Source organism: Aeromonas popoffii, from assembly GCF_000820025.1.
Taxonomy (GTDB): Bacteria; Pseudomonadota; Gammaproteobacteria; order Enterobacterales; family Aeromonadaceae; genus Aeromonas; species Aeromonas popoffii.
Window position 1 is genome coordinate 246,763 of record NZ_CDBI01000014.1, and the last position, 26,052, is coordinate 272,814.

Here is a 26,052-nt window from a genome sequence, read left to right on the forward strand (position 1 = left end):
CTTTTGCTTTTTAACACCCTTTTATCCGAGCAACTTGCATGACTCTATGGACACAATCTGGCGGCATACTGGCCCGCAGCGCGCAGATCAGCGCCTGTCTGGGCCAGCCATTGGCACGTCTCACCCCTGATGCCCCCCCCCAGCCCGGCGATGCCCTGGTGGGCTGGGGCCAGAAAGCCAATACCCGTCAGATTAAACAGCAGGCGCAGGCATTGGGCCTGCCCTATTGGCAGTTGGAAGATGGCTTTATCGGTTATATCGGTCATCCCGCCAAAGGCGGCAAGGCGGTCTCGCTTATCGCAGACCCCGTCGGCATCTATTACGATGCGCGCCAGCCCAGCCAGCTTGAACAGCTGATTGCCACCCCGGTGGATGACGCCCTGCTTGAGCGAGCGCAGCGACTGATGGCTGACCTGGTGCGCCTTGGTGTGACCAAGTACAACTGCTATGCCACTCGCCCTGCCCATCCCGCTGGCGATGCTTCTGCCGGGCTCTCTGCGCGAGGTGAGCCGGGTGGTTTGCCCGCGGCGCTGGCCCAGCGCCTGCTGCAAGATGGCAGACCCAGGGTGCTGTTGGTGGATCAGGTGGCGGGCGATCTCTCCATTCCGGGGGCCCTGGCCAGTGAGACCGATTTTATGGCCATGGTCGAGGCGGCACGTCGCAATCACCCCCATGCCCGCCTGCTGCTGCGCACGCATCCCGACACCCGTTTTGGCAAGAAGAGCGGCGTGCTGGCCCGACTGCAACTGGATGATGTGGAGGTAGTTGCCGATCACTGCCATCCCCATGCCCTGCTCAGCCGGGTGGAGGCCGTCTATACCGTCTCTTCCCAACTCGGATTTGAGGCGCTGCTGCTCGGCAAGCCGGTGTATTGCTTCGGCATGCCGTTCTACGCTGGCTGGGGGCTGACCGTTGATAGCAAGCAGTGCGAGCGCCGCAAGGTTCAGGTATCGCTGCCCCAACTGGCAGCGGCGGCGCTTATCCTCTATCCGCGCTATCTGGATCCGGTGCTCGGTCAGCGCTGTGAGGTGGAGGAGGTGCTGGCCATCATTGCGCGCCAGCAGAGGCCAGCGCCGCGCTGGCGCAGGCTCTATCTGGTTGGTTTCTCCCTGTGGAAACGCGCCTTTATGCAGGCATTTTGCCACCACCTGGCCGATGAGCTGCGCTTTGTGCGCACGCCGCCCAAGCGGCTGACCGGCGATGAGCAGGTGCTGGTCTGGGGCAGCCGCTACCCGGATCTGACCTCGGCCATTCGGGTTGAAGATGGCTTTATCCGATCCCGGGGGCTCGGTTCCAACCTCTGTCGCCCCTCTTCCCTCTCCATCGATCTGGTCGGGATCTATTTCGACAGCCGCATGCCAAGCGGGCTCGAGCAGTTGCTCAACTATCAGCAACTGACACAGGTCGACGTCAATCGGGGCGCCGCCCTGATTGAACTGCTCCTGCAGCACAGGGTCAGCAAGTACAACGTGGGCACGCCACAGCACTACACACCGCCTGCCGATGGGCGCCCGCTGGTGCTGGTGGTGGGTCAGGTAGACGGGGATGCCTCCATCCTGACCGGCAGCCCGACCATTCGCAGCAATGAACAGTTGCTGTGGGCCGTGCGCGCCGCCAAGCCAGAGGCGCATATCCTGTTCAAGCCACACCCGGATGTGGTGGCGGGCAATCGGGCAGGTGCCATCTCTGCCGCCTGCCTGGCAGAGTGTGTCGACAGCCAGGTGCTGGACATAGGGCTAACCAGTCTCTACCCCCACGTGGACGAGCTGCATACCATGACCTCGCTGAGCGGATTCGAAGCCCTGGTGCAGGGGGTGAAGGTCACGACCTGGGGGCAGCCCTTCTACAGCGGCTGGGGACTGACGACAGATGCTCATCCCCCGGCCCGGCGCCAGCGCAACCTGCCCCTGGCGGCGCTGGTTTACCTGACGCTGGTCGCCTATCCGCTCTACATCGATTGGCAGACCGGGCTCTGGATAAGCCCGGAGCAGTTGATCCGCCAGCTGGCAGAGCAAGGGCACTCATCGGCCCACAAGTCGAGCCGCTGGCAACGCTGGCAGATCAAACTGAGTTACCTGACACAGACGCTGTTGCAGCGCCCCGCCCTCCCCCGGTTCATGAGATAAGCCGCACATGAAGATTTTGTTGTTGCAAGGACCGCTCGGCCCCTTCTTTCAAACCTTGAGCCAGACCCTGAGCGAGGCAGGCCACGAGGTTTACAAGATCCATTTCAATGGCGGCGACGAGTGCTGGCCCTGCACAGGCCATAACGAACGCTTCACCGGCAAGCCGGAAACCTGGAATACCTTTTTTCGCCGCTTTATCAAGCGACATGGTATCGACAGCCTGATCTGCTACGGCGATTGCCGCTATTACCACCTGCAGGCCATTCGCATCTGCAAGCTGAAGAAGATCGCCGTCTGGGCCATGGAAGAGGGGTATCTGCGCCCCGACTATGTGACCCTGGAGCAGGGGGGTGTCAATGCCTTCAGCCCGCTCTTTGCCAAACGTGACCAGCTGGCCAAGATGGCCTGGCCCGCCCCCTATGAAGCGCAGCTGCAGGTAGGCAAGACCTTTGCCCGCCGCGCCGGGTATGCCAGCCGCTACCACATCAACAAGATGCTGTTTCGCTGGCGTTATCCGCATTTCGTCAACCACAGACCCTGGAGCCTGTATCAGGAAGCCCGAGGCTGGGTGGCGGGCGGCCTGGTCAAGTGGTGGTACAGATGGTCTGATCGCTCGCTGCTCAAGGCGCTGCCCCAGCACAAGGGCCATATCTTCTTCGTGCCCTTGCAGGTCACCGAGGATTTTCAGATAAGGGAGCACTCTGACTTGAGCGGCGTGGAGGAGATGGTCGCCCAGGTGATGAACTCCTTTGCCGAGCATGCCCGCCGCGAGGATGTGTTGCTGTTCAAGCACCACCCCATGGACCGGGGTTATGTCAGCTACCAGTCCCAGATAAACCGGCTGGTGACGCTGCTCGGGCTGGAAGGGCGGGTGTTTTATGGTTACGACTTGCCGCTGCCGACCCTTTATCCGCTGCTCAAGGGCGTCATCACCATCAACAGCACCGTTGGTCTCTCCGCCCTGCTGCACGATGTGCCGACCTTTTGCATGGGGCGGGCCCTGTATGATCTGGCAGGCCTCACCACCCGTGGCAGCCTTGCAACCTTCTGGCACAAGCAGAGCCCGGTGTGCAGCGACACCTTCGAGCGCATGCGCCAGTCCCTGCTCCATCTGACCCAGCTCAATGCCAGCTTCTACCGCCATCTGGAACTGAGCGCCATGGCCGTGGTGCAGAAGATCCATCAGCACAGCGAGCAGACCCTGCCCGTCAAACAGGGCAAGCAGGCGCAGGCGCCGACCAGTATCATCGGCGCCCTCAGTGCTCTGAGTGCCTTGGGCCTCCTGGCTGAAGCGCTGTTGACCCCCATCGCCACCTTGTAAGCAACACAGAGAAACAAAAAAGCCCGCGCTGCGGGCTTTTTTTATGGGATTACACGATGCGGGGGCGCAGGTGGGCGTGCCAGCGGGCTTCCCACTTCTTGAACAGCCAGACGATGACGAAGGTCAGCAGCATGTAAAGCAGGCCTGCGGTCAAAAACGCCTCGAACGGGCTGTAGTAGCGGGAGTTGATGATCCGCGCCGCACCGGTCAAATCGACGATGGTGATGATGCCGGCCACCGCAGAGCCCTGCAGCATGAAGATCACCTCGTTGCTGTAGGCTGGCAGCGCACGGCGAAACGAGTTGGGCAATATGATACGGGTGAGGGTCTGCCAGCGGGTCATGCCAAAGGCGCTGGCCGCTTCAATCTGCCCCTTGGGCATGTTGAGCACGGCGCCGCGCACTATCTCGGCGGTATAGGCACCTGTGTTGAGGGTGAACGCCAGCAGGGCGCAGAACCAGGCCTGGGCGAACAGATCCCAGGCGGCGCTGTTTTTCAGCCACTCCCACTGGGCGGCGCCGTAGTAGATGATAAAGAGCTGCACCAGCAAGGGAGTGCCACGAAAGAAGTAGATATAGGCCCAGATCGGCCCCTTGATCAGCCAGTTGCGGCTGTTGCGCAGTATCCCCATGGGCACCGCCAGGGCCAGGCCGAGCACCAGGGACGCCGCCACCAGCAGCACTGTGGTGTAAAGCCCCTCCCAGTAGGTGGGCCACTCTTTGAGAATGATTGAGAAATCCATGGCTTACCTCGTCTTTATCGCATAGTGACGTTCGGCCCATTTCAGCGCCGAGGTGGAGACCGCAGTGAAGATCAGGAAGATCAGGGCCACCGCCATGTAGAAGGTGAAGGGCTGTTGGGTCGACCCCGCCGCCAGGGAGGCTTTGCGCACCATGTCATCGAGCCCGATGATGGAGACCAGCGCCGTGGTTTTCAGCAGCACCAGCCAGTTGTTGCCAAAGCCCGGCAGGGCATGGCGCATCATCTGGGGGAAGAGGATCCGCACAAACACCTGGGTCGCTCGCATGCCAAAGGCGCGGGCTGCCTCCAGCTCCCCCTTGTCCACCGCCAGAATGGCGCCGCGGAAGGTCTCTGTCATGTAGGCGCCGAAGATGAAGCCGATGGTGGCCACCCCGGCCGCAAACGGGCTGATGTCGATGTAGTCAGGCAGCAGGGAGACCCACTCCTGATTGGGATTGCTCTCCAGCAACCAGCTGTTATAAGTCTCGTTGACCCAGCTGCAGAGGCTGTTGATCAGCACCTGGCCGCCGAAGAACAGCAGCATCATCAACACCAGATCGGGAATGCCGCGAATGACGGTGGTGTAGGTGGTCGCGATGCCGCGTGCCCACTTGTAGGGGGAGAGCTTGGCAAGCGCCCCCAGCATGCCCAGCAGCAGCGCCAGCAGCAGTGAGGCCAGCGCCACCTCCAGCGTGACCCATGCGCCCTCCAGCAGGGAGGCTTCGTATCCTTTCAAATCAAACATATGCGGCTCCATTGCAACGCATTGAGCGGGCCAGCCCGTCCCAATATCCTTTCAAACCAAACACATGCAGCTCCATTGCAACTAAGCGGGCCCGTCGCTCCCAGCAGGAAGGCAACGGGCCCGATGACGACTGACAGGGTCAACCTGTCGTTATTCGCTGTAGAGGTCTTTGGACTTACTCGCCGTAGACGTCGAAGTCGAAGTACTTGTCGTTGATTTCCTTGTACTTGCCGCTGGCGCGCAGCGCCAGGATGGCGGCGTTGAATTTCTCTTTCAGATCCTTGTCAGCCTTGCGTACCGCGATGCCGGCACCCTCGCCAAACCACTTGGGATCGGTCAGTTTCGGGCCGACGAACTCGTAGGCATCGCCCCCTTCTTTCTTCAGCAGACCGTCGGTGATGGCAGCGGAATCGGCCATCACATAGTCAACCCGACCGGATTTCAGATCGAGATAGGCTTCATCTGCGGTGCCATAACGCTTGATGGTGGCATTGGGGAAGTTGTCGGTAATAAAGGTATCCATGGAGGTGGCGCGTTGCACCGCCACGGTTTTACCATCCATGAAGGCCTTGTCGAGCTTGACCTCGGTGCCCTTCTTGGCGGCGAAGCGGGCCGGAATGTGCTGGTACTTCTGGGTGAAGTCCACCTTCTTCTTGCGCTCTTCGGTGATATCCATGGTGGCAATGATGGCGTCATATTTGCGCGACAGCAGCGCCGGAATGATGCCGTCCCAGTCCTGCTTGACCAGGGTACATTTCACCTGCATCTCTTCGCACAAGGCCTTGGCGATGTCGATGTCGAAACCTTTCACCTCACCACTGGGCTCGGTCCAGGAGAAGGGAGGATAAGCACCTTCGACCCCGATCCGTACCTCTTTCCACTCCTTGGCCATCAGGCTGCCGGAAGACAGGGCAGTGACTATGGCAGTCGCCAGCATCAGCTTGTTCATGTATCTCTCCTTGATAAAAACGTCGACTGTTGAAGTTGCAGCTTGCTGATAAACCATCCCGCCCATCAATAGATGGAGGAGATGAATTGCTTGAACCGTTCAGACTTGGGATGGGCGAAGATCTCCTGGGGATTGCCCTCCTCTTCCACCCGCCCCTGATGCAGAAACATTACCTTGTTCGACACATCACGGGCAAACGACATCTCGTGGGTCACCACCAGCATGGTGCGCCCCTCCTCGGCCAGCTCGCGCATCAGGCCGAGCACCTCCCCCACCAGCTCGGGATCCAGCGCCGAGGTGGGTTCATCAAACAGCATTACGTCGGGCTCCACTGCCAGCGCCCGGGCGATGGCCGCCCGCTGCTGCTGGCCACCGGAGAGGTGACCAGGATAGTAATCGCGCCGCTCCCACAGCCCCACCCGGTTGAGCAGGTGTTCTGCCTTGGCGATGGCCTCGGCGCGGGGCATCTTTAGCACCTGAATGGGTACCTCTATGATGTTCTGCATGATGGTCATGTGCGACCAGAGATTGAAACTTTGAAACACCATGGCCAGCCGGCTGCGAATGCGCTCCACCTGACGCATGTCCTCCGGCTGCCGCTCACCGGCCCGGTTGGATTTCATGCGAATAAGCTCGCCATGGAGTGAAACTGTGCCGGAAGAGGGGGTTTCCAGCAGATTGATACAACGAAGAAAGGTCGACTTCCCCGAGCCGGAGGAGCCTATCAGGGAGATGACATCCCCCTTGTGGGCGGTCATATCGATGCCCTTGAGCACTTCGTGGGTGCCGAAATACTTGTGCAGTTCACGAACTTCCAGTGCGGCAACGTCACTCATCCATTACAACCTTGTCTGTCCCTAGACGCCGCTACGGCGTGACTCACACCATCATGAATTTAACAAAAAGTTAACCGATGGCAACCTTCAGCGAAAATATCACTCGAATAGTTAAAAAACAATACAGAACAGAGGTCTTTGGTGTTTTGTCTGTATTTTGATTGGTCTCGATGGTATTTTTCAGCACTTTGTCTGCATAAAACCCGGTTCAGGCCAATCGAGCGCCACCGCCTTTTTATACCCTGATCACAAGGGTGGCAAGCACATTTCGATATCATGACAGGAACACGGAGCAGGCGACTTTATTCACCCGGTCACTGTTTGCATCTTGTTGAAAACTGGGCGATGGCCTTGATTTCATTGCTCCCCCCTTGCCGCACCAGGGTGGGCCTTTGAACCAAATGCGTGCAGCGGCTTGCACCAAAAACATAACAACCGGACAAAAAGCCCCGGATGAGCCACCCAAACTCACAGAAATGTGACACAGAGCCAATAAGTAGTGATAAGGTGTTATTTTTACCAGTTTTCGTGTTCGAGGCCCCGATGTTGCTCAATGTATTGCTGATCCTGCTGCCGTTAGGCGTCGGTTATCTGATCCCTCTCTCCTCCGCTCGGCTCATCAAGCTGGTCAATCAGTCCCTTGGCAAGATGGTCTACCTCATCCTGTTTCTGATGGGGCTGGGGCTGGCCTATGTGGACAACCTCGGCAGCAATCTGGCGGTGATCTTCAAGGTGGCCGGCGTGATGCTGGCCGCCATCACCGCCTGCAACCTGCTGGCGCTCTGGTGGCTGGACAGGCGCAGCCCGCCAACCCATGAGGCCAGCGATGCCAAGATGCCGAGCAAGCTGCACCTGCTGTGGGAGTCCCTCCAGCTCTGCTTGGTGGTGCTGGGGGGCGTACTGCTGGGGCTGCTGATGGATCTGCGGGCCCTGCCCATCGACACATGGAGCGAGTGGGCGCTGATGCTGTTGCTGCTGCTCATCGGGGTACAGATGCGCAACTCCGGCATGCGGCTGCGCCAGATACTGCTGAACCCCTGGGGCATGAAGATCGCCTTCACCGTCATCATCAGCAGCTGGCTGGGCAGCGTGCTGGCGGCCCAGCTGCTGGGTATGCCATTGAGCCACGCTCTGGCGCTCAGCTCCAGCTTCGGCTGGTATTCGCTGTCGGGCATTCTGGTCGCCGACAAGCTGGGGCCCGTGCTGGGCTCGGCCGCCTTTATCAACGATCTGGGCCGCGAGCTTATCGCCATCCTCATCATTCCCATGCTGATGCGTCGCCACCCCTCCGCCGCCATCGGCTACGGCGGCGCCACCGCGCTGGACTTCACCCTGCCGGTCATCCAGAAGTCCGGCGGCATTCAGGTGGTGCCGGTGGCGATTGTCTCGGGCTTTATCCTCAGCCTGCTCGGCCCCATCCTGATCCTCGGCTTTCTGGCAATCTAGCGCCGCCAACCCTTCCGGCCCGACCCGCGTATCGGGCTTTTTGTACCATGGTGCGCCAGCGGCCAGTCAGCCATAGGCAAGTGCGGCCGGATCCGCTAGGCTCACCAGCATTTCCATTTTGCTGGTCGACATCCACCGTCATGAACTATCTGGCTCATCTGCATCTGGCTGCCCATACCCAAAGCTCCCTCACCGGCAACCTGCTGGGGGATTTCGTCAAGGGGCCACTGCCAACGGGTCTTGCTGCTCACTTCGATGAGGGGATCTGGCTGCATCGCAAGATAGATGCCTTCACCGATGCCCACCCCGAGCACAGGGCGGCAGTGGCCTGCTTCGAGGCGCCCTGGCGCCGCTTTGGCGGCATTCTGGTGGACATGCTCTACGACCACTGGCTCAGCCTGCACTGGCCGCAATTTGGCGAAGCGCCCCTGCCCCGTTTTCTGCAGCACAGTTATGGGCAGCTGCTGGCGGATCACCAGCACCTGCCGGATGGCTTGCCCGTTGCGCTCAAACGGATGGCGGAGCAGAACTGGATCGCCTCCTATCGCCACAGGGAGGGGCTGGGCCGTGCCCTCAACGGCATAGGACACAGGCTGCGCCGACCCATCTTGCTGGGCGATGCCCTCGCCACCCTGGACGACGCCAGCTGGCACAATAGCGAGCAGGGATTTCTGCGCTTCTATCCCCAGTTGATGGGCTTTAGCGAGCAACAGCTCATCCACTATCGCAAGAGAGGCGGCCGCGCTGGCCTTCAGCCATAAAAAAACCGGACCCAGGGTCCGGTTTGCAGATAAAAGCCCGCTGGCTCAGCTCTTTATTTCTCTTGCTGTGAAGGCTCACCCTTCTTCTTGCGAATGCTGAGCCCCAGCTCACGGCCACGCAGGCGGGCGTAATAGATGGTGCCGACGAAGGCGAGTGTGGCGAATACCAGCTCCACCACCGCCAACCAGCGCTCTCCCTCATCCGTGGTGATCAGGGTCAGGGCGTGGACGAAATAGGGCATCAACACGAAGTTGCCCCAGGCATGGGTGTAGGGGTTGCCCTGCACTATGCCCTTGAGGGGGAAGAGCAGCGGCACCGTCCAGATCACCGGCAGCAGCCAGGGGTTGAGATCAGGGTGGGGCGAGAGAAACAGGTGCCAGATGATGACCCAGGCCAGCAAGCCAAAGAAGCCGACCAGGGTCAGCAGATGAGCGAAGCGGGTACTCACTTGATGATCTCCAGCACCCGCTCGGGCGGACGACCAATACGGGCCTGACCATTGTTGATGACAATGGGGCGCTCGATCAGCTTGGGGTGCTGCTGCATGGCGCTGATCAGGGCATCACCGTTCACCTCGCCCAACCCCAACTCCTGGTAGAGCGCTTCCTTGGTGCGCATCAGCTGACGCGGATCGGTGAAACCGAGCTGGCTCAGCAGGGTGCGGATTTGCGCCTCGCTCGGTGCCTGCTCCAGATAGAGCACCACATCAGGGGCGATCCCGTGCTGTTCCAGCAGGGCCAGGGTTTCACGGCTCTTTGAGCAGCGCGGATTGTGGTAAATTTGGGTCTCGCTCATGGTAACTCCCTGATTGATCGCAAGATGGGACAAGAAACGGCGCTATTGTAGGGGAAACTGATGGTCAGGGTAAGCGGCAGTGGAAAGGAATTGAAACGAATTTGTTGGCTGATTGTGGCCGGTCTGCTGAGCGCCTGCTCCCCGGCGCCCGAGTTCACGAACGGCCAGGGCCAGCCGGTGACACTGGCCCAGTTTGCTGGCAAGCCGCTGCTGATCAACTACTTCGCCCCCTGGTGCGCCCCCTGCCTGCGCGAGTTGCCACTGCTGGAGGCGCTGGCGCAGGAGGGCTCCCTCACCGTAGTGGCCATTCACTATGATCCGGCCATCCCGGCCGAGCTGGCATCACTGGCGAGCCGCTACCGGGTCACCTTGCCACTGCTGATCGCCAATGACACGGCAAGCCTGCCCTTCCCCCGCCCAACCGGACTGCCCACCAGCTATCTGCTCGATGCAAAGGGCAAGCTGCAACAGACAATCGTCGGCGAGCTCGATGCGCGGCAGATTGCCACCCTCAAGGAGCAGGCTGCGGCATCTCGCTAGCCCGGCCCCATCCTGCCCTTTGCCCACACATAACGACAGGATTGGTCTGAACGATGCCCTGGCACCGATGGGTAAAGAAACGGGGTGTCCCATTGCTGGCACACCCCGCTTCACCGCACCTCTGACTCATCACCCTTTCAGGCTGTCGAGATCTTTCTTCGCCCGCTCCAGCTCGGTGATGCGCGCCTCCAGCCGGGCCAGCGTCAGCTTGTCGCTGGTGGTGCCACGGGCCACGATCAGCTCGTCGATGGCCGCCTGATAATCCCCGCGCAGGGAGAGTATCTCGGCCCGCGCCATGTGCAGATCCGTCATCCGCCCCGCCTTGCGATAGGCATCGGTCAGCAGGTTCCAGGCCAGATTGTTCTCCGGGTGCTCGCGGGCATAGGGGTCAAGAATGGCGATGGATTTCTTGTAGTTGCCGCTCTCGAGGTAGGCGTTACCGAGGTTGACCACCACCACTTCGTTGTCCGGCATGCGGGTGCGGAACTTCTCCAGCCGGGCGATAGCCTGGGCGCTGCGCCCCTTGGCAAGATCGATGTCGGTGAGGGCATCCACCACGAACAGATCTTCCGGGTGACGGCTCGCCAGCTCCTGCATCAGGGCATCGGCCTCGTCGGTACGCTTGAGTTGCAACAGCGCCAGCGCCTTGCCGTAGATGGCCGCATCCTTGAGCGGGTAATCCCCCTTCTGCAGGCGGTGGTCGAAATAGCTGAGCAGCGCCTGCGGGCTTTCGGTGCCATAGCGCACCTGGATGCGCACCTTGGCCAGCCAGAAGTCGAGGCTGGGGGGCAAGTCGCGGCGAGCATAGCTGGAGGCGCGGCCACGGGCCTCGGAGATCCGGGTCTCGGGCAGCGGGTGAGTCAGCAGCATCTCGGGTGGCTTGCTGGCGTAGCGATACTCGGCCGCCAGTTTCTGGAAGAAGTTGGCCATGCCCATAGGATCAAAGCCCGCGTCATACAGGGTCTTCATGCCGATCCGGTCCGCTTCGTACTCGTTCTCGCGGGTGTAGTTGATGGCCGACTGCATGGAGAGGCCCAGCGTGGTCTGCAGGGCGGCGATACCGGCGGTGGGGTTGATCACCGCTAGCGCGATGGAGCCCACCAGCCCGGCCAGGGTCATGGCGGAGGTGCTCGCCTGCGCCTCCATGTAGCGGGCTATGTGGCGCTGGGTCACGTGAGTGATTTCGTGCGCCAGTACCGAGGCCAGCTCGCTCTCGCTGTCGGCGTAGAGGAAGAGGCCTGTGTGCACCTTGACCCGTCCGCCGAGGAAGGCCGCCGCGTTGATGCTGGGATCATTGATGAGGAAAAAGGTAAACGGGAAGCGTACCCCATCGGCGTTGGAGAGCAGCCGCTGGCCAAGATCATCTATGTACTGGTTCAGCACAGGATCATCGATGATCGGCAGGCCAGCCCGGGCGAAACGCATGAAGGCGTTGCCATAGCGCATCTCCTGCTCGATGGGCAGGGCCGCCACCCCGGCGGTGCCGATATCAGGAAGCTGGTTGCTCGCCTGGGCATGGAAAGTGGCAACCATCAGGGAAGCCAGCAGGGGAAGCGATGCCATCAAAGGGGAAAAGCGTGCCACGTTATCTCTATCTCCATCAGTAGGGACCTCGGCAGAATACCCTTGCCCCTCTAGGGCTACAAGCGTTGTTTCGTGCACCCATCACGGCCATAATAGTCGCCTAACGCCTGCTGGAGCCCTCATGGAACACCTCGATCTGACCCCCTGGCGCTGCCCCGAGCCACTGATCCGGCTCAAGCTCTGGCTAAGGGAAGCCAAAAGTGGCCAAACGGTGACCATTCGGCTGGCCGATGCTGGCTCCCGGCAGGATATTCCGGCCTACTTGCAACGCCAGGGACACGTCGTCAGGCTGCGACAGGCGCCGGACAATACGATCTTTTTACAGTTGGTTGTCGGGGCCAAACAGCCATCATGAGCCCCCGTCACGAAAGGATGCTGTCATGTTAGAAGTACTAAAGCGCTGGTATCAGACCCGTTTTTCCGACCCGGATGCGGTCGCTCTCTTCCTGTTGCTGGTGTTCAGCTTTGCCATGCTTTGGCTGTTTGGCAGCCTGCTGACCCCCATACTGGTGGCCATCGTCATGGCCTATCTGCTGGAGTGGCCGGTACTCAGGCTGCAACGGAGCGGCCTCTCCCGCACGCTCGCCACCACGCTGGTGCTGCTGCTCTTTATCGCGGTGACTGTGATGTCACTGCTGGGCCTGATCCCGACCCTGGTGAGCCAGGGCATCAATCTGATCAAGGAGGCGCCCTCCATGCTGGCCCATGCCCAAGATTATGTCCGCACCCTGCCAGAGCTCTATCCCGAGTTTATCGACGTCACCCTGGTCGAGACTGTGATTGACAGCATCCGTCAGCGCATCCTCAGTGGTGGCGAGCATCTGGTGACAGCATCACTGAGTTCGCTGGTCAACGTGGTGGTCCTGCTCATTTACCTCATTCTGGTGCCGCTGATGGTGTTCTTCATGCTCAAGGACAAGCAGCTGCTGCTCTCGGGGCTCGCCCGTTTCATGCCGCGCAATCGGGCCCTGGTCAAGCAGGTCGGGACCGAGATGAACGGCCAGATCATCAACTATGTGCGGGGCAAAGTGATCGAGATCCTGATCGTCGGGGTGACCTCCTACATTACGTTTGCCATGATGGGCCTGCGCTATTCCGCTCTGCTGGCGGTAGCCGTGGGTTTCTCTGTGCTCATTCCCTATATAGGCGCAGCGGTAATGACTGTCCCCGTGGCCATGGTGGCGCTGTTTCAATGGGGATTCTCTTCTGAGTTCGTCTGGGTGATGGTGGCCTATCTGGTGATCCAGGCCCTGGATGGTAATCTCTTGGCGCCCCTGCTCTTCTCCGAGGCGGTCAATCTGCATCCGATAGCCATCATCATTGCCGTGCTGGTGTTTGGCGGCCTGTGGGGGTTCTGGGGGGTCTTCTTCGCCATCCCTCTCGCTACCCTGGTCAAGGCGGTGATCAATGCCTGGCCCAAGCGCGATGACGCCCTCCAGCCTGACGCCTGACGCCTGACGAGACAGCTTCTCGCACTCCTGGTTCATTCCCACAGGGCATCTTTTCGAAGAGGCCCTGTGTCATCTTGACCATGGCCTATCTGGCGCTGTCGGCCCCCTGATAAAGTGCGCGAGTATCCAGCCTCACAGTGCCAACGCAGCAGGGGGGCACTACGCCGGATTCGGGATCGGGTATATCTGGTAAGTCACCACACCCTCACAAGCAAGAAGGGAGCCCATGGCTCCCTTCTTGGTCAGGCAAAGCTGGCGTATCGGTCTCAGCGGTCGGCCAGAAATGCGGCCAGGGCCTGATTGACAAAGGCGGGATTTTCCAACGACGAGATATGACCCGCAGCCGGGATCTCCTTGAAGGGGCAACCCAGCACCTCGGCCATCAGGTAGCCCTCCAGCACGGGGCGCGCCTTGTCCTCGCAGCCGGTCATCACCAGCGCCGGTACCGTGATCTCTTCCAGCCAGTCAATGCGATCCTCCCGGGTCACGAAGCTGCGACCGACCGCCACCATGGCGGTAATCTTGTCGGCAGGCCAGGCCGCCAGCCGCGCCGTGAAATCTGCCAACAAAGCCGCATCGGGCTGATTGGCAAAGAAGAGAGGGGCAACCTGTTCGACGATGGGCGCCGGAATAGTGCCAAGCTGCTCGATCATCGCGAGCATGCCGAGGTAACGTTCGCAGGTAATCTGGGGCTCGAGGCCAACGAAGCTGTCCATCAGCACCAGACCCTTGATACGGGCCGGCGCCATGTTGGCCAGCTCTACCCCCCACATGCCGCCAATGGAGAGGCCCACCAGCACGCACTCGTCGATCCCGAGAGCATCGAGCAGGGCCAGGTGATCCCGCGCCAGGGTCGTCAGGGTGCAAGGACCGTCCGGCAACCGGTCAGAATCACCGTGGCCCCACAGCTCGGGCACGATGCAGCGATACTGGCCCTTGAGCGCGGCGACTTGCGGCGCCCACATGGCGCTGTCCCACAGGTAACTGTGACCAAACAACAGAACCGGTCCCTGCCCCTCGTCCAGATAGGCCATTTGGCGGCCCGCTATCTCCATAAATTGCTTCATGTTTTCTCCTGTTGCCAACTGACGGGGCGGCAGTGTAACACGCAGCCCTCGGTAGTCGCGCCTCCCTGGTGCAAGCTGGGGTGACGCACAGAAAGGGCTCAAAAGGAGAGTTCCATACCCAAGGAAAAGGACAAGCAACGCCCGCGCTTCTCTGAGTACCCCCTCGCCCACTTGCAGGCGGAGCCGGTCAAGCGACAGGCGTGTGTCAAGCAGGCGGGGATCCCGAACCGCAGGCAATAAAAAGCCGGTCTGACGACCGGCAAAAAGGCATTGCATACTAAGGAATACCAGCGCAAAAAAATCAGGTGCGAATGTACTTGGCGGTGCGAGGGAATGCCTGCTCTTTAGCGTCAAACAGATAACAGGCTTCAGCCGGGATACCCACGCTGTAGGTCTGACCGGTCGCCACATCCACATCCGAGGTGGTCTTGACGGTGAAGTCATGACCATCCACATCCATATAGACGAACGACTCGGCGCCCAGATGTTCGGCCACCTGCACCACACCGCTCACCTTGCTGTGTGCATGGGGGTGCGTGAGCGGGAACAGATGCTCGGGACGAATGCCCAGCTCCACCTTGTCACCGACAGCGCCACGACGGGCATCCACCCGCGCCCGCACCGTATCGCCGGAGGTGAGCTTGACCAGGCACTCTTGCTCGCCAATTTCCTGCAACTCACCCGTCAGGAAGTTCATCTTGGGTGAGCCGATGAAACCCGCCACAAACTTGTTATCCGGGTTGTGGTAGAGATCGAGCGGGGTGCCGAACTGTTCCAGGTTGGTCTCGGCATCGCCCTTGAGCGGGCTCAGCACCACGATGCGGTTGGCCAGTGTCATGGCTTCCACCTGATCGTGGGTCACGTAGATGATGGTGGAGTTGAGCTCCTTGTGCAGCTTGGCGATCTCGATGCGCATCTTGACCCGCAGGGCCGCATCCAGGTTCGACAGGGGTTCATCGAACAGGAACACCTGGGGCTGCTGTACGATGGAGCGACCGATGGCCACCCGCTGGCGCTGACCGCCAGAGAGAGCCTTGGGCTTGCGGTCAAGCAGCGGCTCAAGCCCCAGGATCTCGGCGGCGCGCATCACCCGCTTGTGGATGTTCTCCTTGCTCATCTTCTTGAGCTTGAGGCCAAAGGCCATGTTCTCGTAGATGTTCATGTGCGGGTAGAGGGCGTAGGACTGGAACACCATGCCCACGTTACGCTCCACCGGCGGCACGTCGTTCATGTAGCGACCGCCGATGGTCAGCTCACCGCTGGTGATGTCCTCCAGGCCCGCGATCATTCGCAGCAAGGTGGACTTGCCGCAGCCGGACGGGCCGACGAAGACGATGAACTCCCCTTCCTTGATGGCCAGGTTGATGTTGCGCAGCGTGTCCTTGTGGACCGCCGGATCGTAGTTCTTGCGAACGTTGTTGAGTACTACTTCAGCCATGACGAGCTCCGCTCTGAAATCTGTGCAAATCGTGATAGCGGGGGGAGTCAGCTCCCCCGGCCATAAACCTTTAACCTTTCACGCCGCCGGCGGTGAGGCCACCGACCAACCAACCCTGCGATAGACCAGCAGGAACACCTGGGTGCTGGCTGCGTGGCGCCACTTAACCTTTCACGCCACCGGCGGTGAGGCCACCGACCAGCCAACCCTGCGATAGACCATCAGGAACACCTGGGTGCTGACTGCGTGGCGCCACTTAACCTTTCACTCCGCCGGCGGTGAGGCCGCCGACCAGCCAACGCTGAGCCATCAGGAACACCACTGTAATGGGCAGGCCCGACAGCACGGCGGCGGCGGCAAAGTCACCCCACAGATAGTTCTGCGGATAGAGGTATTGCTGGGCACCGACCGACAGGGTCAGGTTGTTCACATCCTGCAGCAGGATGGAGGCCACAGGCACCTCTGTGATGGTGCCGATGAAAGCCAGAATGAACACCACCGCCAGGATGGGCACCGACAGGGGCAACAGGATCAGGCGAAATGCCTGCCAGGGGGTCGCCCCATCGATGGCCGCCGCCTCCTCCAGTGAGGAGTCGATGGTCTCGAAGTAGCCCTTGATGGTCCACACGTGCAGCGCTATGCCGCCCATGTAGGCCAGGATCAGGCCACCGTGGGTGTTGAGACCCAGCCAGGGCACATAGTCACCAATCTTGTTGAACAGCGCATAGATAGCCACCAGCGCCAGCACGGCCGGGAACATCTGGAAAATCAGCATGCCCTGCAGGATGGTGGACTTGCCACGAAAACGCAGGCGGGCAAACGCATAGGCACAGGTGGTCGACAGCGTCACTATCATCAGGGCCGTGATACCGGCGATCTTGATGGAGTTCCACAGCCAGGTCAGCACGGGGAACGGCGGCGGCGTAATGCTGCCATCGGCGTTGGTGATGGACATACCCAGCGCCAGCCTCCAGTGATCCAGGGTCGGATTGGAGGGGATGATCTCCCCGACCGAGAAGTTACCGGTACGAAACGAGATGGCGATGACCATGATCACCGGGAAGATGATCAGCGCCAGGAAGCCCCACATGACCAGGTGGGTTGCCCACACCCGGTATTTGACTGATTTGGGTTGTACGATAGCCATTGAGAAGCCTCCTTAGTGTTGCTTGTCGGCTTTGGACAATTTCAGGTTGAGCAGTGCAAGCGCGCCGACAATGAGGAAGATGGCGGTGGCAATGGCACTGGCCAGACCGTAGTCCTGACCACCCGAGCCCTGGAACGCGATCCGGTAGGTGTAGTTCACCAACAGATCCGTGGTCCCGGCAGGGGTACTGGCGCCTATGATGTCCGGAGCCCCGTTGGTCAACAACTGGATAAGTACGAAGTTGTTGAAGTTGAAGGCAAAGGATGCAATCAGCAGCGGTGTAAGCGGCTTCATCAACAGCGGAACCGTGATCTTGAAGAAGTTCTGCACCGGACCCGCCCCGTCCATGGCGGACGCTTCATAGAGATCTTCCGGAATGGCTTTGAGCAGGCCCATGCAGAGGATCATCATGTAGGGGTAACCGAGCCAGGTATTGACGATAAGGATCATCACCTTGGCCAGGAAGGGGTTGGTAAACCAGTCAGGCTTGATGCCAAACACCGCTTCCAGGAACATGTTGATCTCACCGAAGTTCTGGTTGAACAACCCCTTGAACACCAGGATGGAGATAAACGCCGGAATCGCGTAGGGCAGAATCAGCATGACCCGATAGAAACCGCGCCCCTTGAGGGACTCCCACTGCACCAGACAGGCCAGCACCATGCCGATGGCCAGGGTGAAAACAACCGAGCAGGTGGAGAAGATCACGGTCCAGATGAAGATCTGCATGAAGGGACCCTGGATACCCGGGTCTGTCATGATGCGCACGAAGTTTTTCCACCCCACACTCACCACAAACCCCGGCGCCATGCCCTTGCCGACAAACTCTCCCCGCTCGTCGATGTATTGATAGAAGCCGGTGTCACCGTTGGGCAGCATCAGCTCGCCGGTCTGGGTGTTACGCAACAGGTTGCGATCATTGATGACCACACCGGAACTGAGTACGGCGCCATCCATCAGACGCGTGTACTGCTGCTTCTGGGCGGCAAACTTGCGCAGGCTGCTCAGGGTCAGGTGGGTACCACCGTCCGGCAGAACCAGATCCAGGTCACTCAGGTGAGAACGATGCTCAACGATGGTGCGGATCGGCGCGGCCTGGCTGGCGGCTTCGCCAGTGAAGGGCTGCAACTCAACCACTTGTTGGGAGCTCTGCACTCTGCCCTCACGGGACGCCAGCGCACGGGCCTTGTTGGTCATCAGGGAAACAGGTTGGCTGATAAAGGAGTGATCATCCTGTGTCAGCAGCAGCTGGAACTGGCCATTGTCGCCACCCAGCAGGGTGAAATCGAACTCACCGCCCGCCACCTTGTAGCTTTTTTTCAGATGGTAATCCCGCGCCTGCTCGAGGGAGAGCAAGTTGGTTCCAGAATAGTTGGTGAAGGCAATGCCGATCGTGTAGACAAGAGGGAAGATGATAAACACAACCATGCCAGCCACACCGGGGAAGATATAGCGGTGGGCATAGGTCTTCTTGTTCATGAAGACATACAAACCGACGGAAACCACCACCAGAGACAGCAGCGCGAATACCCACTCGCCACTGGCGTACATCAATACGGCTGCGTAGCCGTTGAGGATGGCAACCAGAGCAGCGATGGTCCACTTAAGCCAAGTGTGCTTATCCTTCGGACCGGCATAGGACTCAACAGAAGGTACTACTTCCATGCCAATTAACCTTTATAACGCCAAGAGATATTTGAGAGAGTGGGAGGCCATTGCGGCCTCCCGGGTCGTGCGTGCTTACTGAACGATACGCTTGGCAGCGGTATCCAGTGCCTCGTCAACACCCTGACGACCGGAGGTCACGTTCTTGAGGGCGGTTTCCAGGGAAGACCAGAAACGGCTCATCTCGGGAACAGATGGCATCGGCTCGCCGGCCTGGGCGTTTTGCATGGTGGCCTTGATGTTCGCATCGGATTCCAGGGTTTTCTGGAAGGATTTCAGCGCCACGGCGCCCAGCGGCTTGTCGGCGTTAACCGGTGCCAGACCGGCATCGGTCAGCAGGTAGTTTTCCAGGAACTCGATGGCCAGATCCTTGTTCGGGCTGGCGGCGTTGATGGTGGCACCCAGTACGCCAACGAAGGCTTTAGCCGGCTTGCCGTTCAGGGTCGGCAGCGGCGCGACGCCGTAATTGATGCCGCTCTTGTCCAGGTTGCTCCAGGCCCAGGGACCGTTGATCATCATGGCCACTTCGCCCTTGTTGAACTTGGCGTCCATCACACCGTAGTCGATGCCTTTTTCCAGATGACCGGACTTGATCATCTCGGAGATGTAGCCCACGCCCAGCTTGGCACCCGCGTTGTTCACGCCGGTATCTTTCACGTCATAACCGGTAGCGGTTTTCTTGAAGGCGTAACCACCGTTGGCAGCCAGCAGCGGGTAGCTGAAATAGGGGGTGTCATAGGCCCACATGATGGCGCGCTTGCCGCTCTTCTTCAGGGTCTCGTCAATTTTGGCGATCTCTTCAAAGGTTTTCGGCGGCTCAGGCAGCAGATCCTTGTTATAGATCAGGCTGACCGCTTCCATGGCAACCGGATAGCCATAGGTTTTGCCATCCACCGTCATGGCATCCCATGCCAGCTGTTCAAATTTGCCTTTGGTCTCAGCGCTCGGCGTCACCGGAACCAGCAAACCGGCTTTGACCCACTCACCGTAACGGTCGTGAGCCCAGAAGAAGATGTCCGGGCCGTTGCCGGTGGCAGCAGCTTGCTGGAATTTCACTTCCACCTGATCAGGGTGAGCAACCCTCACCTTGATGCCGGTTTCGGCTTCAAATCTCTTGCCAACTTCGGCCAGACCATTGTATCCCTTGTCACCGTTAATCCAGATGGTCAGTTGACCTTCGTCAATGGCGGCGGTGGCAGAGCAGGCTACGCCCAGAGTAGCCAGACCGATCAGGGATGACAGCAATTTCTTTTTCATGAGCCTTTCCTTGTATTAGTTCCGCGCTGTAAGAGCATTGTGTGCGGGATGAATATTATCCCAAGCCGTCACCCCCTCACATGACGCAACTCGCATTTTTGAAATGCAATTACGTGTTTTCCTCCAACAAGTTCTGAAAACATTTTCTTATTTCAGGGGGTTATCGCCATTTATTGGCATATTCCTCGCCAAAAATGGAAATTAAATTACCAAACAGAAATAAAAAAACACAATTGAAAGGGTTTTCACCTCATTGAAAACCCTTTCATGGTGATTATTCTGTTTAATTTGTTAACAAAGCACCGAGTTGGTTTCGGCAAGCCTTACCCCTTTAAATAAAAAGACACCGCAGCAAAGTGCGGTGTCTTTTTGCCAAAAATGGTAAGCGGATCACATTACGACTGGCGCAGCAGCTGATCCTTTAGGTTTGGCGGCACACCACGAATGGTCAGGGTATCTGTCTGGGGATCGTAAAACACCCGGCTGTTCAGCAACTTCTGCTCGAAGCTCAGGGTCAGACCACCACCGGACCCAACGAACTTGGTCAGGCCGCGCAGAGTGGAACGATCGGCGGGGAAGCGATCTTCCAGCTCATACTCCTGACCGATGAAGCTGTAAAAATCGAGGTCGCCATCGCCCGGCAATTCTGCAGAGAGCTCCTTGATTTCGATCTCCTCTCCGGCGCTGGCCTGCTCGGTGCAATATTTGAAGACCTGCTTCTTGTAGTCATTGCGTTCGGCCGGCTCCAGCTGGCGGCTGTCGCAATAATCGTCCACCGCCTGCAGTAACCCCTTATTTTGCACCTTGGCATCCATCCCCTCGCGGGCACCCAGCAGATCCATGAAGAAGTCGCCCAGTTTGCGGCCGACCCGCCCCTTGCTGAAGGTGATATAACGGCGAGAGTCTGGCTGGGTTTTCCATTCGGTCAGATCGATGCGAGCCACCAGATTGAGTTTGCCGATATCCAGATAATGAATATGGCGCAAGTCCAGCGCCTCGCTGACAGTGACGCTCTCCTTGCCTTCCAGCAGGGCAAGCATCAGATAATCGACCCCGACATAGTTGTATTTGGCAAACAGCAGCACCCCCTGCTCGTCGAGGGCGTGCTCCACCAGGTTTTTCACCAACAGATGGGTCATGTTGACCGAAAAGGGGACGAATTCGCTCTGCTCGCCGAGCAGTTGCTCGAGGGCGATGCGAAAGGCGGGAGAAGGCTGCTTGGGGGCCGTTTCGCCCTCCGCCAGCTCGGCCACGGCAGTTTCTGGGTCGGCAAAGAAGCCAAAACCCTTGCCACCCTTGCCGTTGTAAATGCGATGCAGCTCCGCCATCAGCCCCTGTACCGCCTCATCGGCAGGCAGGGTCTGGCTGCGGGTGTCGGCGTGAGGTTGACCATCGCCGCCCTGGCGCAGGGAGTGAAGAATGATCTTGTCGATATCGAGACTCATGTCACAAAGCCATAGTGTTAGCCGAAAGGGTGAAGTATTATAAGGCGCTTTGAACCGAGATGAACTCAAGATTATGCCCATCGTATCAAAGTACACAAACCAGCAATTTGATGACCTGATGAATGACCTGATCACAGTACTGGAAAAGCACAAAGCGCCAGTCGACCTCAGCCTGATGGTGCTGGGTAACGTGACCACCAATATCATCAACGGCATGGCCCCGGCACAACGCCAGGCGATCACTGAAAAATTTGTCCAGGCACTGACTTCCTCGGTCGACAATCGCCACGACGCACACTGAATCGCCGCTTTTTTTTGACGTTTCTCAACGCAGATGGATCACTATGGTCGAAACCGGCAACCCCTATCGTGATAATGTCTCTCGCCTGATCACCTGGGGGCATTGGTTCTCCTTCTTCAACATCATCCTGGCCATGCTGATTGCCACCCGCTATCTGGGGGCGATCAGCTGGCCATCGAGCACGCTCGGCGTGACCTATCTCATCATCAGCTGGATAGGCCACTTCTCGTTTCTGAGCTTTGTCACCTACCTGTTGACAGTGTTCCCCCTGACCTTCGTGCTGCCCAACGAGAAGGCGCTGCGCTTCATTTCGGCCATCATTGCCACCCTGGCGCAGGTGCTGCTGCTCATCGACACCCAGGTGTTCCAGCTGTTCAAGTTCCACTTGAACGGTCAGGTATGGCAGCTGCTGCTGGATCAGGCCCAAACCGAGGAGGGCTCGATCTGGAGCATCATCTTCGTGGCGGTGCCGACCATCTTTCTGCTGCAACTGCTGCTGTCGGCCTATGTGTGGCGCAAGATCAACAAGCGCAAACGCCGCCAGTATGGCAATCAGGTGGGGTTGGCCCTGCTGGTCTGCTTCATTCTGACCCACGTGGTCAACAGCTGGGCTGATGCCACCCTGTATCAGCCCATCACGATGCAACGTGCCAACTTCCCCCTCTCCTACCCCATGACCGCCAAGAGTTTCCTGGCCAAACACGGCTGGCTGGATCTGGATCAGTACGAGAAGCAGGCCGAATCCCAGGATGGCGACCGCGCGAGCCGCTTGCGCTACCCGCTGCGTCCGCTCAGCGTCAATGCTCCCGTCGAGCACAAGAATCTGTTGATCGTGGTGGTAGACTCGCTGCGGGCCGACATGCTCAACAACATCAACATGCCCAATCTGCAGCGCTATGCGGATCAGCACCTCCACTTTGCCAACCACATGAGTGGCGGCAACAATGATGTGATGGGGATGTTCAGCCTCTTCTATGGCCTGCCCGGCCACTATTACGACGACATTCGCAACGACAAAACGCCGCCGGTACTGTTCGACGAGATGTTGCGCCAGGACTACCAATTTGGTCTGTTCGGCGCGCTGGACGATGCCCAGAAGTATCGCCAGAGCATACTCTCGGGCCTGCGCAAGCAGGTATTTGTCTCAGAGCAGACCGATGACAGACAGCTGATCGACGACTGGCAGCAGTGGCTTGCCAAGCGTTCACCGGACAGGCCCTGGTTCTCGCTGGTCTATCTGTCAAGCCCGGGTGATTACCAGCTGCCAGCCAACATCAAGGGACCCTTCCAGCCCGAGCTGACCAAGTTCAATCCGGCCACCGCCTATCAGACCGAGAACCTGCAAAAGCTGGAAAATCGCTACAAGAACACCGTCTTCTATACCGATCAGTTGCTGGAGCAGATGCTGACCCAGTTGCAACAACAGGGGCTCAATGAGCAGACCATAGTCGTCATCACCGCCAACCACGGTCAGGAGTTCAACGAAACCCAGAGCAACAGCTGGGGCTATGGCACCAACTACTCACCCTACCAGGTGCAGGTGCCCTTCGTGCTGGCCTGGCCGGGCAATGACACCCTGCCGCTGAGCCAGGCTAGCAGTCATGTGGATCTGGTGCCGACCCTGATGCAAAACATGCTGGGGGTACGCAATCCGGCGCGGGACTACAGCATAGGCCGCAACCTGTTCGACACCAGCCCGCGCAACTGGGTGCTGGCGGGAGATCAGCGCGACTTTGCCATCTATCAGGACAACACCATCACCCACTTCAACAAGCAGGGTGACTTCGAGTTGCTGGAGCGCGACAGCTACCGTCCCATCAAGCACGACACCCCCGACATGGGCGTCATGATCCAGGTGATGAATGAGCTAAACCGCTTCTATCGCGCCCCCTGAGGCCAAGCCAACCCGCCATGAACAGCCCGCTCTCGCAGCGGGCTTTTTATTGCGTCTGCGCCAGCACAGCCAAAGAGAGAACAGCTCCGCACTCATCGCTAATCGGCCCCACCTGCTGCAAAGCAACCCCACGGTAGCGCGGAGCAGTCTCTTTGGACGAGGGGGCTCCCCCTCTGCTCAAGGCCTGTCAGGCCGGGCGCGAGTACCGCGAGTACTATGAATACCCAAGGCAAGCGGGCACCCGGCGTCTCGGCCAAACAGCTCCTCTTGATACGCTGATTGCACAGGGGTGGGCAGGGGATGCAGCTGAAAAACAGGGCCCGGTGCCGGCTACCCCAGCCCCTGGCCGGTGAGGCGCACAAGGAGTGTGCACCCTGTCAGAAAACAACCAAAACACGTCATCCTGTGCCGGATCCAGCATGATTTGCACCGCAGATCGCTGGCATGAAACGGGCAGAGCGGTTAGTCTAGCGGCGTTGAACCAACCCCATGAGGTACAGATGAAAACCGTATTGCGTTTTAGCCTGCTGGGCGCCTTGTTGCTGGGCGGCCATGCCTTCGCCGCCGAACCGAAAAAATTTGATATCAGCATGTTCCCGGCCGCCGAAGTAAACCAGGAACGTGTCGTCATCCGCCTGCCAGAAGTCGAGAATGAAGCCGACATGATGGTCGAGTTGCAGGTCGGCAAGAAAATGATGGTCGATTGCAATGTGCCGCGCTTCGCCGGCAATCTGGAACAGCACAGCGTCAAGGGCTGGGGCTACAACTACCTGATGCTCGATAAGGTTTCCGATCCCATCAGCACCCTGATGGCCTGCCCGGATGCCCAGAAGAAAGAGACCTTCGTCCAGATCTATGGTCAGGGCTTCTTCGTGAACTACAACTCCAAGCTGCCGTTCGTGCTCTACGTCCCGCAGGAGTATGAAGTGCGCTACCGTCTGTGGCGTGCCGACAACCTGGCCCAGCCAGCCATGATAGAGTAAGCATCTATCGAGACCAAATTTCCTACGTTGGTTCATGAATGATGCAAAATAGAGCGCCAAACGGCGCTTTATTTTTAACCAAAAAATCGTCTACCTACCCACCAAACCTTTATAGAACCTGACATAACTCCGCTTTTTTTCTCACTTTTTTGCTTCTGCTTCCCCTGCATGCCCATTGGATCATGGATAAATCACTTTCGATTAAAGAAATTTATCCATATAGTGAAAAAATTGATTTTGCACTCTGCGACAGCCTGATGATACTTGCCCGCAAAGGTCAAACTAACCAGAAAAAGAGCACTATGAGCTTCGAATCCGACAAGCGTTTCAACGACTTCAAACATTTTCCCCGTGGCCTGCGTCGCAGTGGCGAATTCACTGTGGCCGAAGCGGACAGTCTGGAAAAATACGGCACCGCCATGCTGGCGCTCTATCAGGGCAACCTGACGCCGCGCGATGACATAGAAAGCGCCTTTCTCGAACAAATCAAATCTGGCTCTGCCGGCAGCAACCCCCATGCCAAGGTGTGGTTCAAATATCTGAAGGTGATAGGTCCCAAGCGCGTGCATCGTCTGTGCACAGTCGCGGGTGGCGCCAACGAGGAAACCGGTGGCGGTGGATTTGAAGGTGGCAATGGCAGTGGCGGCGGCAGCGACGAGTCCATCGATTAATGGATACCGAACTGCTTCGGACCTTTATCGAGGTCAGCAAGACCCGGCACTTTGGCCGGGCTGCTGAGAATCTCTACCTGACCCAGTCGGCGGTGAGCTTTCGGATCCGCCAGCTCGAGCAGCAACTCGGGGTCAGTCTGTTTGCCCGTCATCGCAACAACATCCGCCTGACCGCGTCCGGTGAACGTCTGCTGCCCTATGCAGATGCTATCTTGCATACCCTGGGTCGGGCCAAGCAGGACGTAGCGCTCTCCCCCGGTTTCAGTCAACAGCTCGCCATAGGCGCGCCCGCCGTGTTCTGGGAGCTCGATTTCAACGACTGGCTCAATCACGTCTATGCGCTGGCTCCCGGCCTCGCCGTGCGGCTCGAAACCGCCTCGCGCGAGCACCTGTGCCGCCAGTTGCTGGAGCGCTCCCTCGACTTGGCCCTGCTCTCCGAGCCAACCAAGATTGACGAGATTGCCCTGCACCCCATCGGTGAGCTGGTGTTCGAGCTGGTGAGCCGGGATGGTGCCGCCAGCGCCGACAGCCTGATGCAGATGCCCCACATTCACCTCGACTGGGGCACTAGCTTCGAGCCGCAACCCAGCCGCTTGCAGAGCCTGCAAAAGACACCTGTACTGCACTCGAGCTCCGCCAGCATGGCGCTGCAGTTCGTGCTGGCCAATGGCGGTGCCGCCTATCTGCCACGGCGAATGGTGAGCCCCTTCCTGGAGCAGGGACTGCTGCATCTGGTGGAGGGAGGCCAGCCACTGAGCCGTCCGCTCTACCTCGCCTATCTGGAGAAATCCGATCGCCGGGAGCTGATCGATCAACTGCTGACCCTGCCACTCGGTTGGGATGGCGCCGATCTGCGCCTGCCGCAGCCTGAATAACCTCAGGGCGGAT

General features: G+C 59.1%; 25 protein-coding genes. 12 read left to right on the forward strand and 13 right to left on the reverse strand.

Annotation, left to right across the window (positions count from 1 at the left end; genetic code table 11):
• Nucleotides 1-38: 38 nt before the first annotated feature.
• Together BN1129_RS03390 and BN1129_RS03395 are read left to right on the forward strand one after the other, a co-directional pair.
• Entirely contained in the window at nucleotides 39-2,126 is a 2,088-nt protein-coding gene (locus BN1129_RS03390; RefSeq protein ID WP_042034492.1) for a capsular polysaccharide biosynthesis protein, read from the forward strand.
• A 7-nt stretch (nucleotides 2,127-2,133) separates the two neighbouring features.
• Entirely contained in the window at nucleotides 2,134-3,447 is a 1,314-nt protein-coding gene (locus BN1129_RS03395; protein WP_042034493.1) for a capsule biosynthesis protein, read from the forward strand.
• Nucleotides 3,448-3,496: 49 nt separating this feature from the next.
• On the opposite strand, the gene BN1129_RS03400 is transcribed toward BN1129_RS03395, so the two are convergent.
• From BN1129_RS03400 to BN1129_RS03415, 4 genes are all read right to left on the reverse strand, one after another.
• The gene (locus BN1129_RS03400; protein WP_042034494.1) at nucleotides 3,497-4,189 is read right to left on the reverse strand and encodes an ABC transporter permease; all 693 of its coding nucleotides are present in this window, start codon (nucleotides 4,187-4,189) and stop codon (nucleotides 3,497-3,499) included.
• 3 nt (nucleotides 4,190-4,192) lie between these two features.
• Nucleotides 4,193-4,933: an ABC transporter permease gene (locus BN1129_RS03405; protein ID WP_042034495.1), complete on the reverse strand. Its 741-nt coding sequence runs from the start codon at nucleotides 4,931-4,933 to the stop codon at nucleotides 4,193-4,195.
• Between the two features lie 175 nt (nucleotides 4,934-5,108).
• Nucleotides 5,109-5,882, reverse strand: coding sequence for an ABC transporter substrate-binding protein (locus BN1129_RS03410; protein ID WP_042034496.1), 774 nt, complete (start codon nucleotides 5,880-5,882; stop codon nucleotides 5,109-5,111).
• Between the two features lie 65 nt (nucleotides 5,883-5,947).
• Nucleotides 5,948-6,718 (reverse strand): ABC transporter ATP-binding protein, encoded by a 771-nt coding sequence (locus BN1129_RS03415; RefSeq protein ID WP_042034497.1) that lies wholly within the window; start codon nucleotides 6,716-6,718, stop codon nucleotides 5,948-5,950.
• Nucleotides 6,719-7,261: 543 nt separating this feature from the next.
• Here BN1129_RS03415 and BN1129_RS03420 point away from each other — a divergent pair.
• Nucleotides 7,262-8,164: a LysO family transporter gene (locus tag BN1129_RS03420; RefSeq protein ID WP_042034498.1), complete on the forward strand. Its 903-nt coding sequence runs from the start codon at nucleotides 7,262-7,264 to the stop codon at nucleotides 8,162-8,164.
• 140 nt (nucleotides 8,165-8,304) lie between these two features.
• Nucleotides 8,305-8,925: an acyl carrier protein phosphodiesterase gene (locus BN1129_RS03425; protein WP_042034499.1), complete on the forward strand. Its 621-nt coding sequence runs from the start codon at nucleotides 8,305-8,307 to the stop codon at nucleotides 8,923-8,925.
• A 53-nt stretch (nucleotides 8,926-8,978) separates the two neighbouring features.
• Here BN1129_RS03425 and BN1129_RS03430 read toward each other — a convergent pair whose 3' ends face one another.
• On the reverse strand, nucleotides 8,979-9,374 hold the full coding sequence (locus tag BN1129_RS03430; RefSeq protein ID WP_042034500.1) for a DUF2069 domain-containing protein: 396 nt from the start codon (nucleotides 9,372-9,374) through the stop codon (nucleotides 8,979-8,981).
• Nucleotides 9,371-9,721: an arsenate reductase (glutaredoxin) gene (arsC, locus tag BN1129_RS03435; RefSeq protein ID WP_042034501.1), complete on the reverse strand. Its 351-nt coding sequence runs from the start codon at nucleotides 9,719-9,721 to the stop codon at nucleotides 9,371-9,373. The genes BN1129_RS03430 and arsC overlap by 4 nt, the downstream gene beginning before the upstream one ends.
• Before the next feature lie 60 nt (nucleotides 9,722-9,781).
• Between arsC and BN1129_RS03440 the strand changes: the two genes are divergently transcribed.
• A complete protein-coding gene (locus BN1129_RS03440) occupies nucleotides 9,782-10,261 on the forward strand; it encodes a TlpA disulfide reductase family protein (RefSeq protein WP_042034503.1) in 480 nt (159 codons plus the stop codon).
• A 129-nt stretch (nucleotides 10,262-10,390) separates the two neighbouring features.
• Here the strand turns inward: BN1129_RS03440 and bepA are convergent, their stop codons facing one another.
• The gene (gene bepA, locus BN1129_RS03445) at nucleotides 10,391-11,845 is read right to left on the reverse strand and encodes a beta-barrel assembly-enhancing protease (protein WP_422613990.1); all 1,455 of its coding nucleotides are present in this window, start codon (nucleotides 11,843-11,845) and stop codon (nucleotides 10,391-10,393) included.
• Nucleotides 11,846-11,966: 121 nt separating this feature from the next.
• Here bepA and BN1129_RS03450 point away from each other — a divergent pair, with 121 nt between their 5' ends.
• Together BN1129_RS03450 and BN1129_RS03455 are read left to right on the forward strand one after the other, a co-directional pair.
• Complete coding sequence (locus BN1129_RS03450; protein WP_042034506.1) at nucleotides 11,967-12,200, forward strand: sulfurtransferase TusA family protein; 234 nt, start codon at nucleotides 11,967-11,969, stop codon at nucleotides 12,198-12,200.
• A 25-nt stretch (nucleotides 12,201-12,225) separates the two neighbouring features.
• Nucleotides 12,226-13,296, forward strand: a complete 1,071-nt coding sequence (locus BN1129_RS03455) for an AI-2E family transporter (protein WP_042034507.1) — start codon at nucleotides 12,226-12,228, stop codon at nucleotides 13,294-13,296.
• 266 nt (nucleotides 13,297-13,562) lie between these two features.
• Here BN1129_RS03455 and BN1129_RS03460 read toward each other — a convergent pair whose 3' ends face one another.
• The 6 genes from BN1129_RS03460 to yejK all read right to left on the reverse strand — a co-directional run bounded on the left by BN1129_RS03460 (nucleotide 13,563) and on the right by yejK (nucleotide 21,315).
• Nucleotides 13,563-14,363, reverse strand: a complete 801-nt coding sequence (locus BN1129_RS03460) for an alpha/beta fold hydrolase (RefSeq protein ID WP_042034508.1) — start codon at nucleotides 14,361-14,363, stop codon at nucleotides 13,563-13,565.
• Nucleotides 14,364-14,664: 301 nt separating this feature from the next.
• Complete coding sequence (locus BN1129_RS03465) at nucleotides 14,665-15,801, reverse strand: ABC transporter ATP-binding protein (protein ID WP_042034509.1); 1,137 nt, start codon at nucleotides 15,799-15,801, stop codon at nucleotides 14,665-14,667.
• 256 nt (nucleotides 15,802-16,057) lie between these two features.
• A complete protein-coding gene (malG, locus tag BN1129_RS03470; RefSeq protein WP_042034510.1) occupies nucleotides 16,058-16,948 on the reverse strand; it encodes a maltose ABC transporter permease MalG in 891 nt (296 codons plus the stop codon).
• Between the two features lie 12 nt (nucleotides 16,949-16,960).
• Nucleotides 16,961-18,613, reverse strand: coding sequence for a maltose ABC transporter permease MalF (gene malF / locus BN1129_RS03475; protein ID WP_042034511.1), 1,653 nt, complete (start codon nucleotides 18,611-18,613; stop codon nucleotides 16,961-16,963).
• Between the two features lie 75 nt (nucleotides 18,614-18,688).
• Nucleotides 18,689-19,870 carry a maltose/maltodextrin ABC transporter substrate-binding protein MalE gene (gene malE, locus BN1129_RS03480; protein ID WP_042034512.1) on the reverse strand — a complete coding sequence of 394 codons (1,182 nt, stop codon included), beginning with the start codon at nucleotides 19,868-19,870 and terminating at the stop codon, nucleotides 18,689-18,691.
• A 395-nt stretch (nucleotides 19,871-20,265) separates the two neighbouring features.
• Nucleotides 20,266-21,315: a nucleoid-associated protein YejK gene (gene yejK, locus BN1129_RS03485; protein ID WP_042034514.1), complete on the reverse strand. Its 1,050-nt coding sequence runs from the start codon at nucleotides 21,313-21,315 to the stop codon at nucleotides 20,266-20,268.
• A gap of 73 nt (nucleotides 21,316-21,388) precedes the next feature.
• On the opposite strand from yejK, the gene BN1129_RS03490 reads away from it, so the two are divergent.
• The 5 genes from BN1129_RS03490 to hdfR all read left to right on the forward strand — a co-directional run bounded on the left by BN1129_RS03490 (nucleotide 21,389) and on the right by hdfR (nucleotide 26,039).
• A complete protein-coding gene (locus BN1129_RS03490) occupies nucleotides 21,389-21,616 on the forward strand; it encodes a YejL family protein (RefSeq protein WP_042034515.1) in 228 nt (75 codons plus the stop codon).
• Between the two features lie 43 nt (nucleotides 21,617-21,659).
• Complete coding sequence (locus BN1129_RS03495; protein ID WP_042034516.1) at nucleotides 21,660-23,510, forward strand: DUF3413 domain-containing protein; 1,851 nt, start codon at nucleotides 21,660-21,662, stop codon at nucleotides 23,508-23,510.
• A 500-nt stretch (nucleotides 23,511-24,010) separates the two neighbouring features.
• Complete coding sequence (eco, locus tag BN1129_RS03500) at nucleotides 24,011-24,493, forward strand: serine protease inhibitor ecotin (protein WP_042034517.1); 483 nt, start codon at nucleotides 24,011-24,013, stop codon at nucleotides 24,491-24,493.
• Between the two features lie 302 nt (nucleotides 24,494-24,795).
• Nucleotides 24,796-25,164, forward strand: coding sequence for a MaoP family protein (locus tag BN1129_RS03505; protein ID WP_042034519.1), 369 nt, complete (start codon nucleotides 24,796-24,798; stop codon nucleotides 25,162-25,164).
• A complete protein-coding gene (gene hdfR / locus BN1129_RS03510) occupies nucleotides 25,164-26,039 on the forward strand; it encodes an HTH-type transcriptional regulator HdfR (protein ID WP_042034520.1) in 876 nt (291 codons plus the stop codon). The genes BN1129_RS03505 and hdfR overlap by 1 nt, the downstream gene beginning before the upstream one ends.
• The last annotated feature ends 13 nt before the right edge of the window (nucleotides 26,040-26,052 follow it).

Coding starts and splice junctions, on each gene's coding strand:
- BN1129_RS03390 (WP_042034492.1), top strand. CDS start 39: ATGACTCTATGGACACAATCTGGCGGCATACTGGCCCGCAGCGCGCAG.
- BN1129_RS03395 (WP_042034493.1), top strand. CDS start 2,134: ATGAAGATTTTGTTGTTGCAAGGACCGCTCGGCCCCTTCTTTCAAACC.
- BN1129_RS03400 (WP_042034494.1), bottom strand. CDS start 4,189: ATGGATTTCTCAATCATTCTCAAAGAGTGGCCCACCTACTGGGAGGGG.
- BN1129_RS03405 (WP_042034495.1), bottom strand. CDS start 4,933: ATGTTTGATTTGAAAGGATACGAAGCCTCCCTGCTGGAGGGCGCATGG.
- BN1129_RS03410 (WP_042034496.1), bottom strand. CDS start 5,882: ATGAACAAGCTGATGCTGGCGACTGCCATAGTCACTGCCCTGTCTTCC.
- BN1129_RS03415 (WP_042034497.1), bottom strand. CDS start 6,718: ATGAGTGACGTTGCCGCACTGGAAGTTCGTGAACTGCACAAGTATTTC.
- BN1129_RS03420 (WP_042034498.1), top strand. CDS start 7,262: ATGTTGCTCAATGTATTGCTGATCCTGCTGCCGTTAGGCGTCGGTTAT.
- BN1129_RS03425 (WP_042034499.1), top strand. CDS start 8,305: ATGAACTATCTGGCTCATCTGCATCTGGCTGCCCATACCCAAAGCTCC.
- arsC (WP_042034501.1), bottom strand. CDS start 9,721: ATGAGCGAGACCCAAATTTACCACAATCCGCGCTGCTCAAAGAGCCGT.
- BN1129_RS03440 (WP_042034503.1), top strand. CDS start 9,782: ATGGTCAGGGTAAGCGGCAGTGGAAAGGAATTGAAACGAATTTGTTGG.
- BN1129_RS03450 (WP_042034506.1), top strand. CDS start 11,967: ATGGAACACCTCGATCTGACCCCCTGGCGCTGCCCCGAGCCACTGATC.
- BN1129_RS03455 (WP_042034507.1), top strand. CDS start 12,226: ATGTTAGAAGTACTAAAGCGCTGGTATCAGACCCGTTTTTCCGACCCG.
- BN1129_RS03460 (WP_042034508.1), bottom strand. CDS start 14,363: ATGAAGCAATTTATGGAGATAGCGGGCCGCCAAATGGCCTATCTGGAC.
- BN1129_RS03465 (WP_042034509.1), bottom strand. CDS start 15,801: ATGGCTGAAGTAGTACTCAACAACGTTCGCAAGAACTACGATCCGGCG.
- malG (WP_042034510.1), bottom strand. CDS start 16,948: ATGGCTATCGTACAACCCAAATCAGTCAAATACCGGGTGTGGGCAACC.
- malF (WP_042034511.1), bottom strand. CDS start 18,613: ATGGAAGTAGTACCTTCTGTTGAGTCCTATGCCGGTCCGAAGGATAAG.
- malE (WP_042034512.1), bottom strand. CDS start 19,870: ATGAAAAAGAAATTGCTGTCATCCCTGATCGGTCTGGCTACTCTGGGC.
- yejK (WP_042034514.1), bottom strand. CDS start 21,315: ATGAGTCTCGATATCGACAAGATCATTCTTCACTCCCTGCGCCAGGGC.
- BN1129_RS03490 (WP_042034515.1), top strand. CDS start 21,389: ATGCCCATCGTATCAAAGTACACAAACCAGCAATTTGATGACCTGATG.
- BN1129_RS03495 (WP_042034516.1), top strand. CDS start 21,660: ATGGTCGAAACCGGCAACCCCTATCGTGATAATGTCTCTCGCCTGATC.
- eco (WP_042034517.1), top strand. CDS start 24,011: ATGAAAACCGTATTGCGTTTTAGCCTGCTGGGCGCCTTGTTGCTGGGC.
- BN1129_RS03505 (WP_042034519.1), top strand. CDS start 24,796: ATGAGCTTCGAATCCGACAAGCGTTTCAACGACTTCAAACATTTTCCC.
- hdfR (WP_042034520.1), top strand. CDS start 25,164: ATGGATACCGAACTGCTTCGGACCTTTATCGAGGTCAGCAAGACCCGG.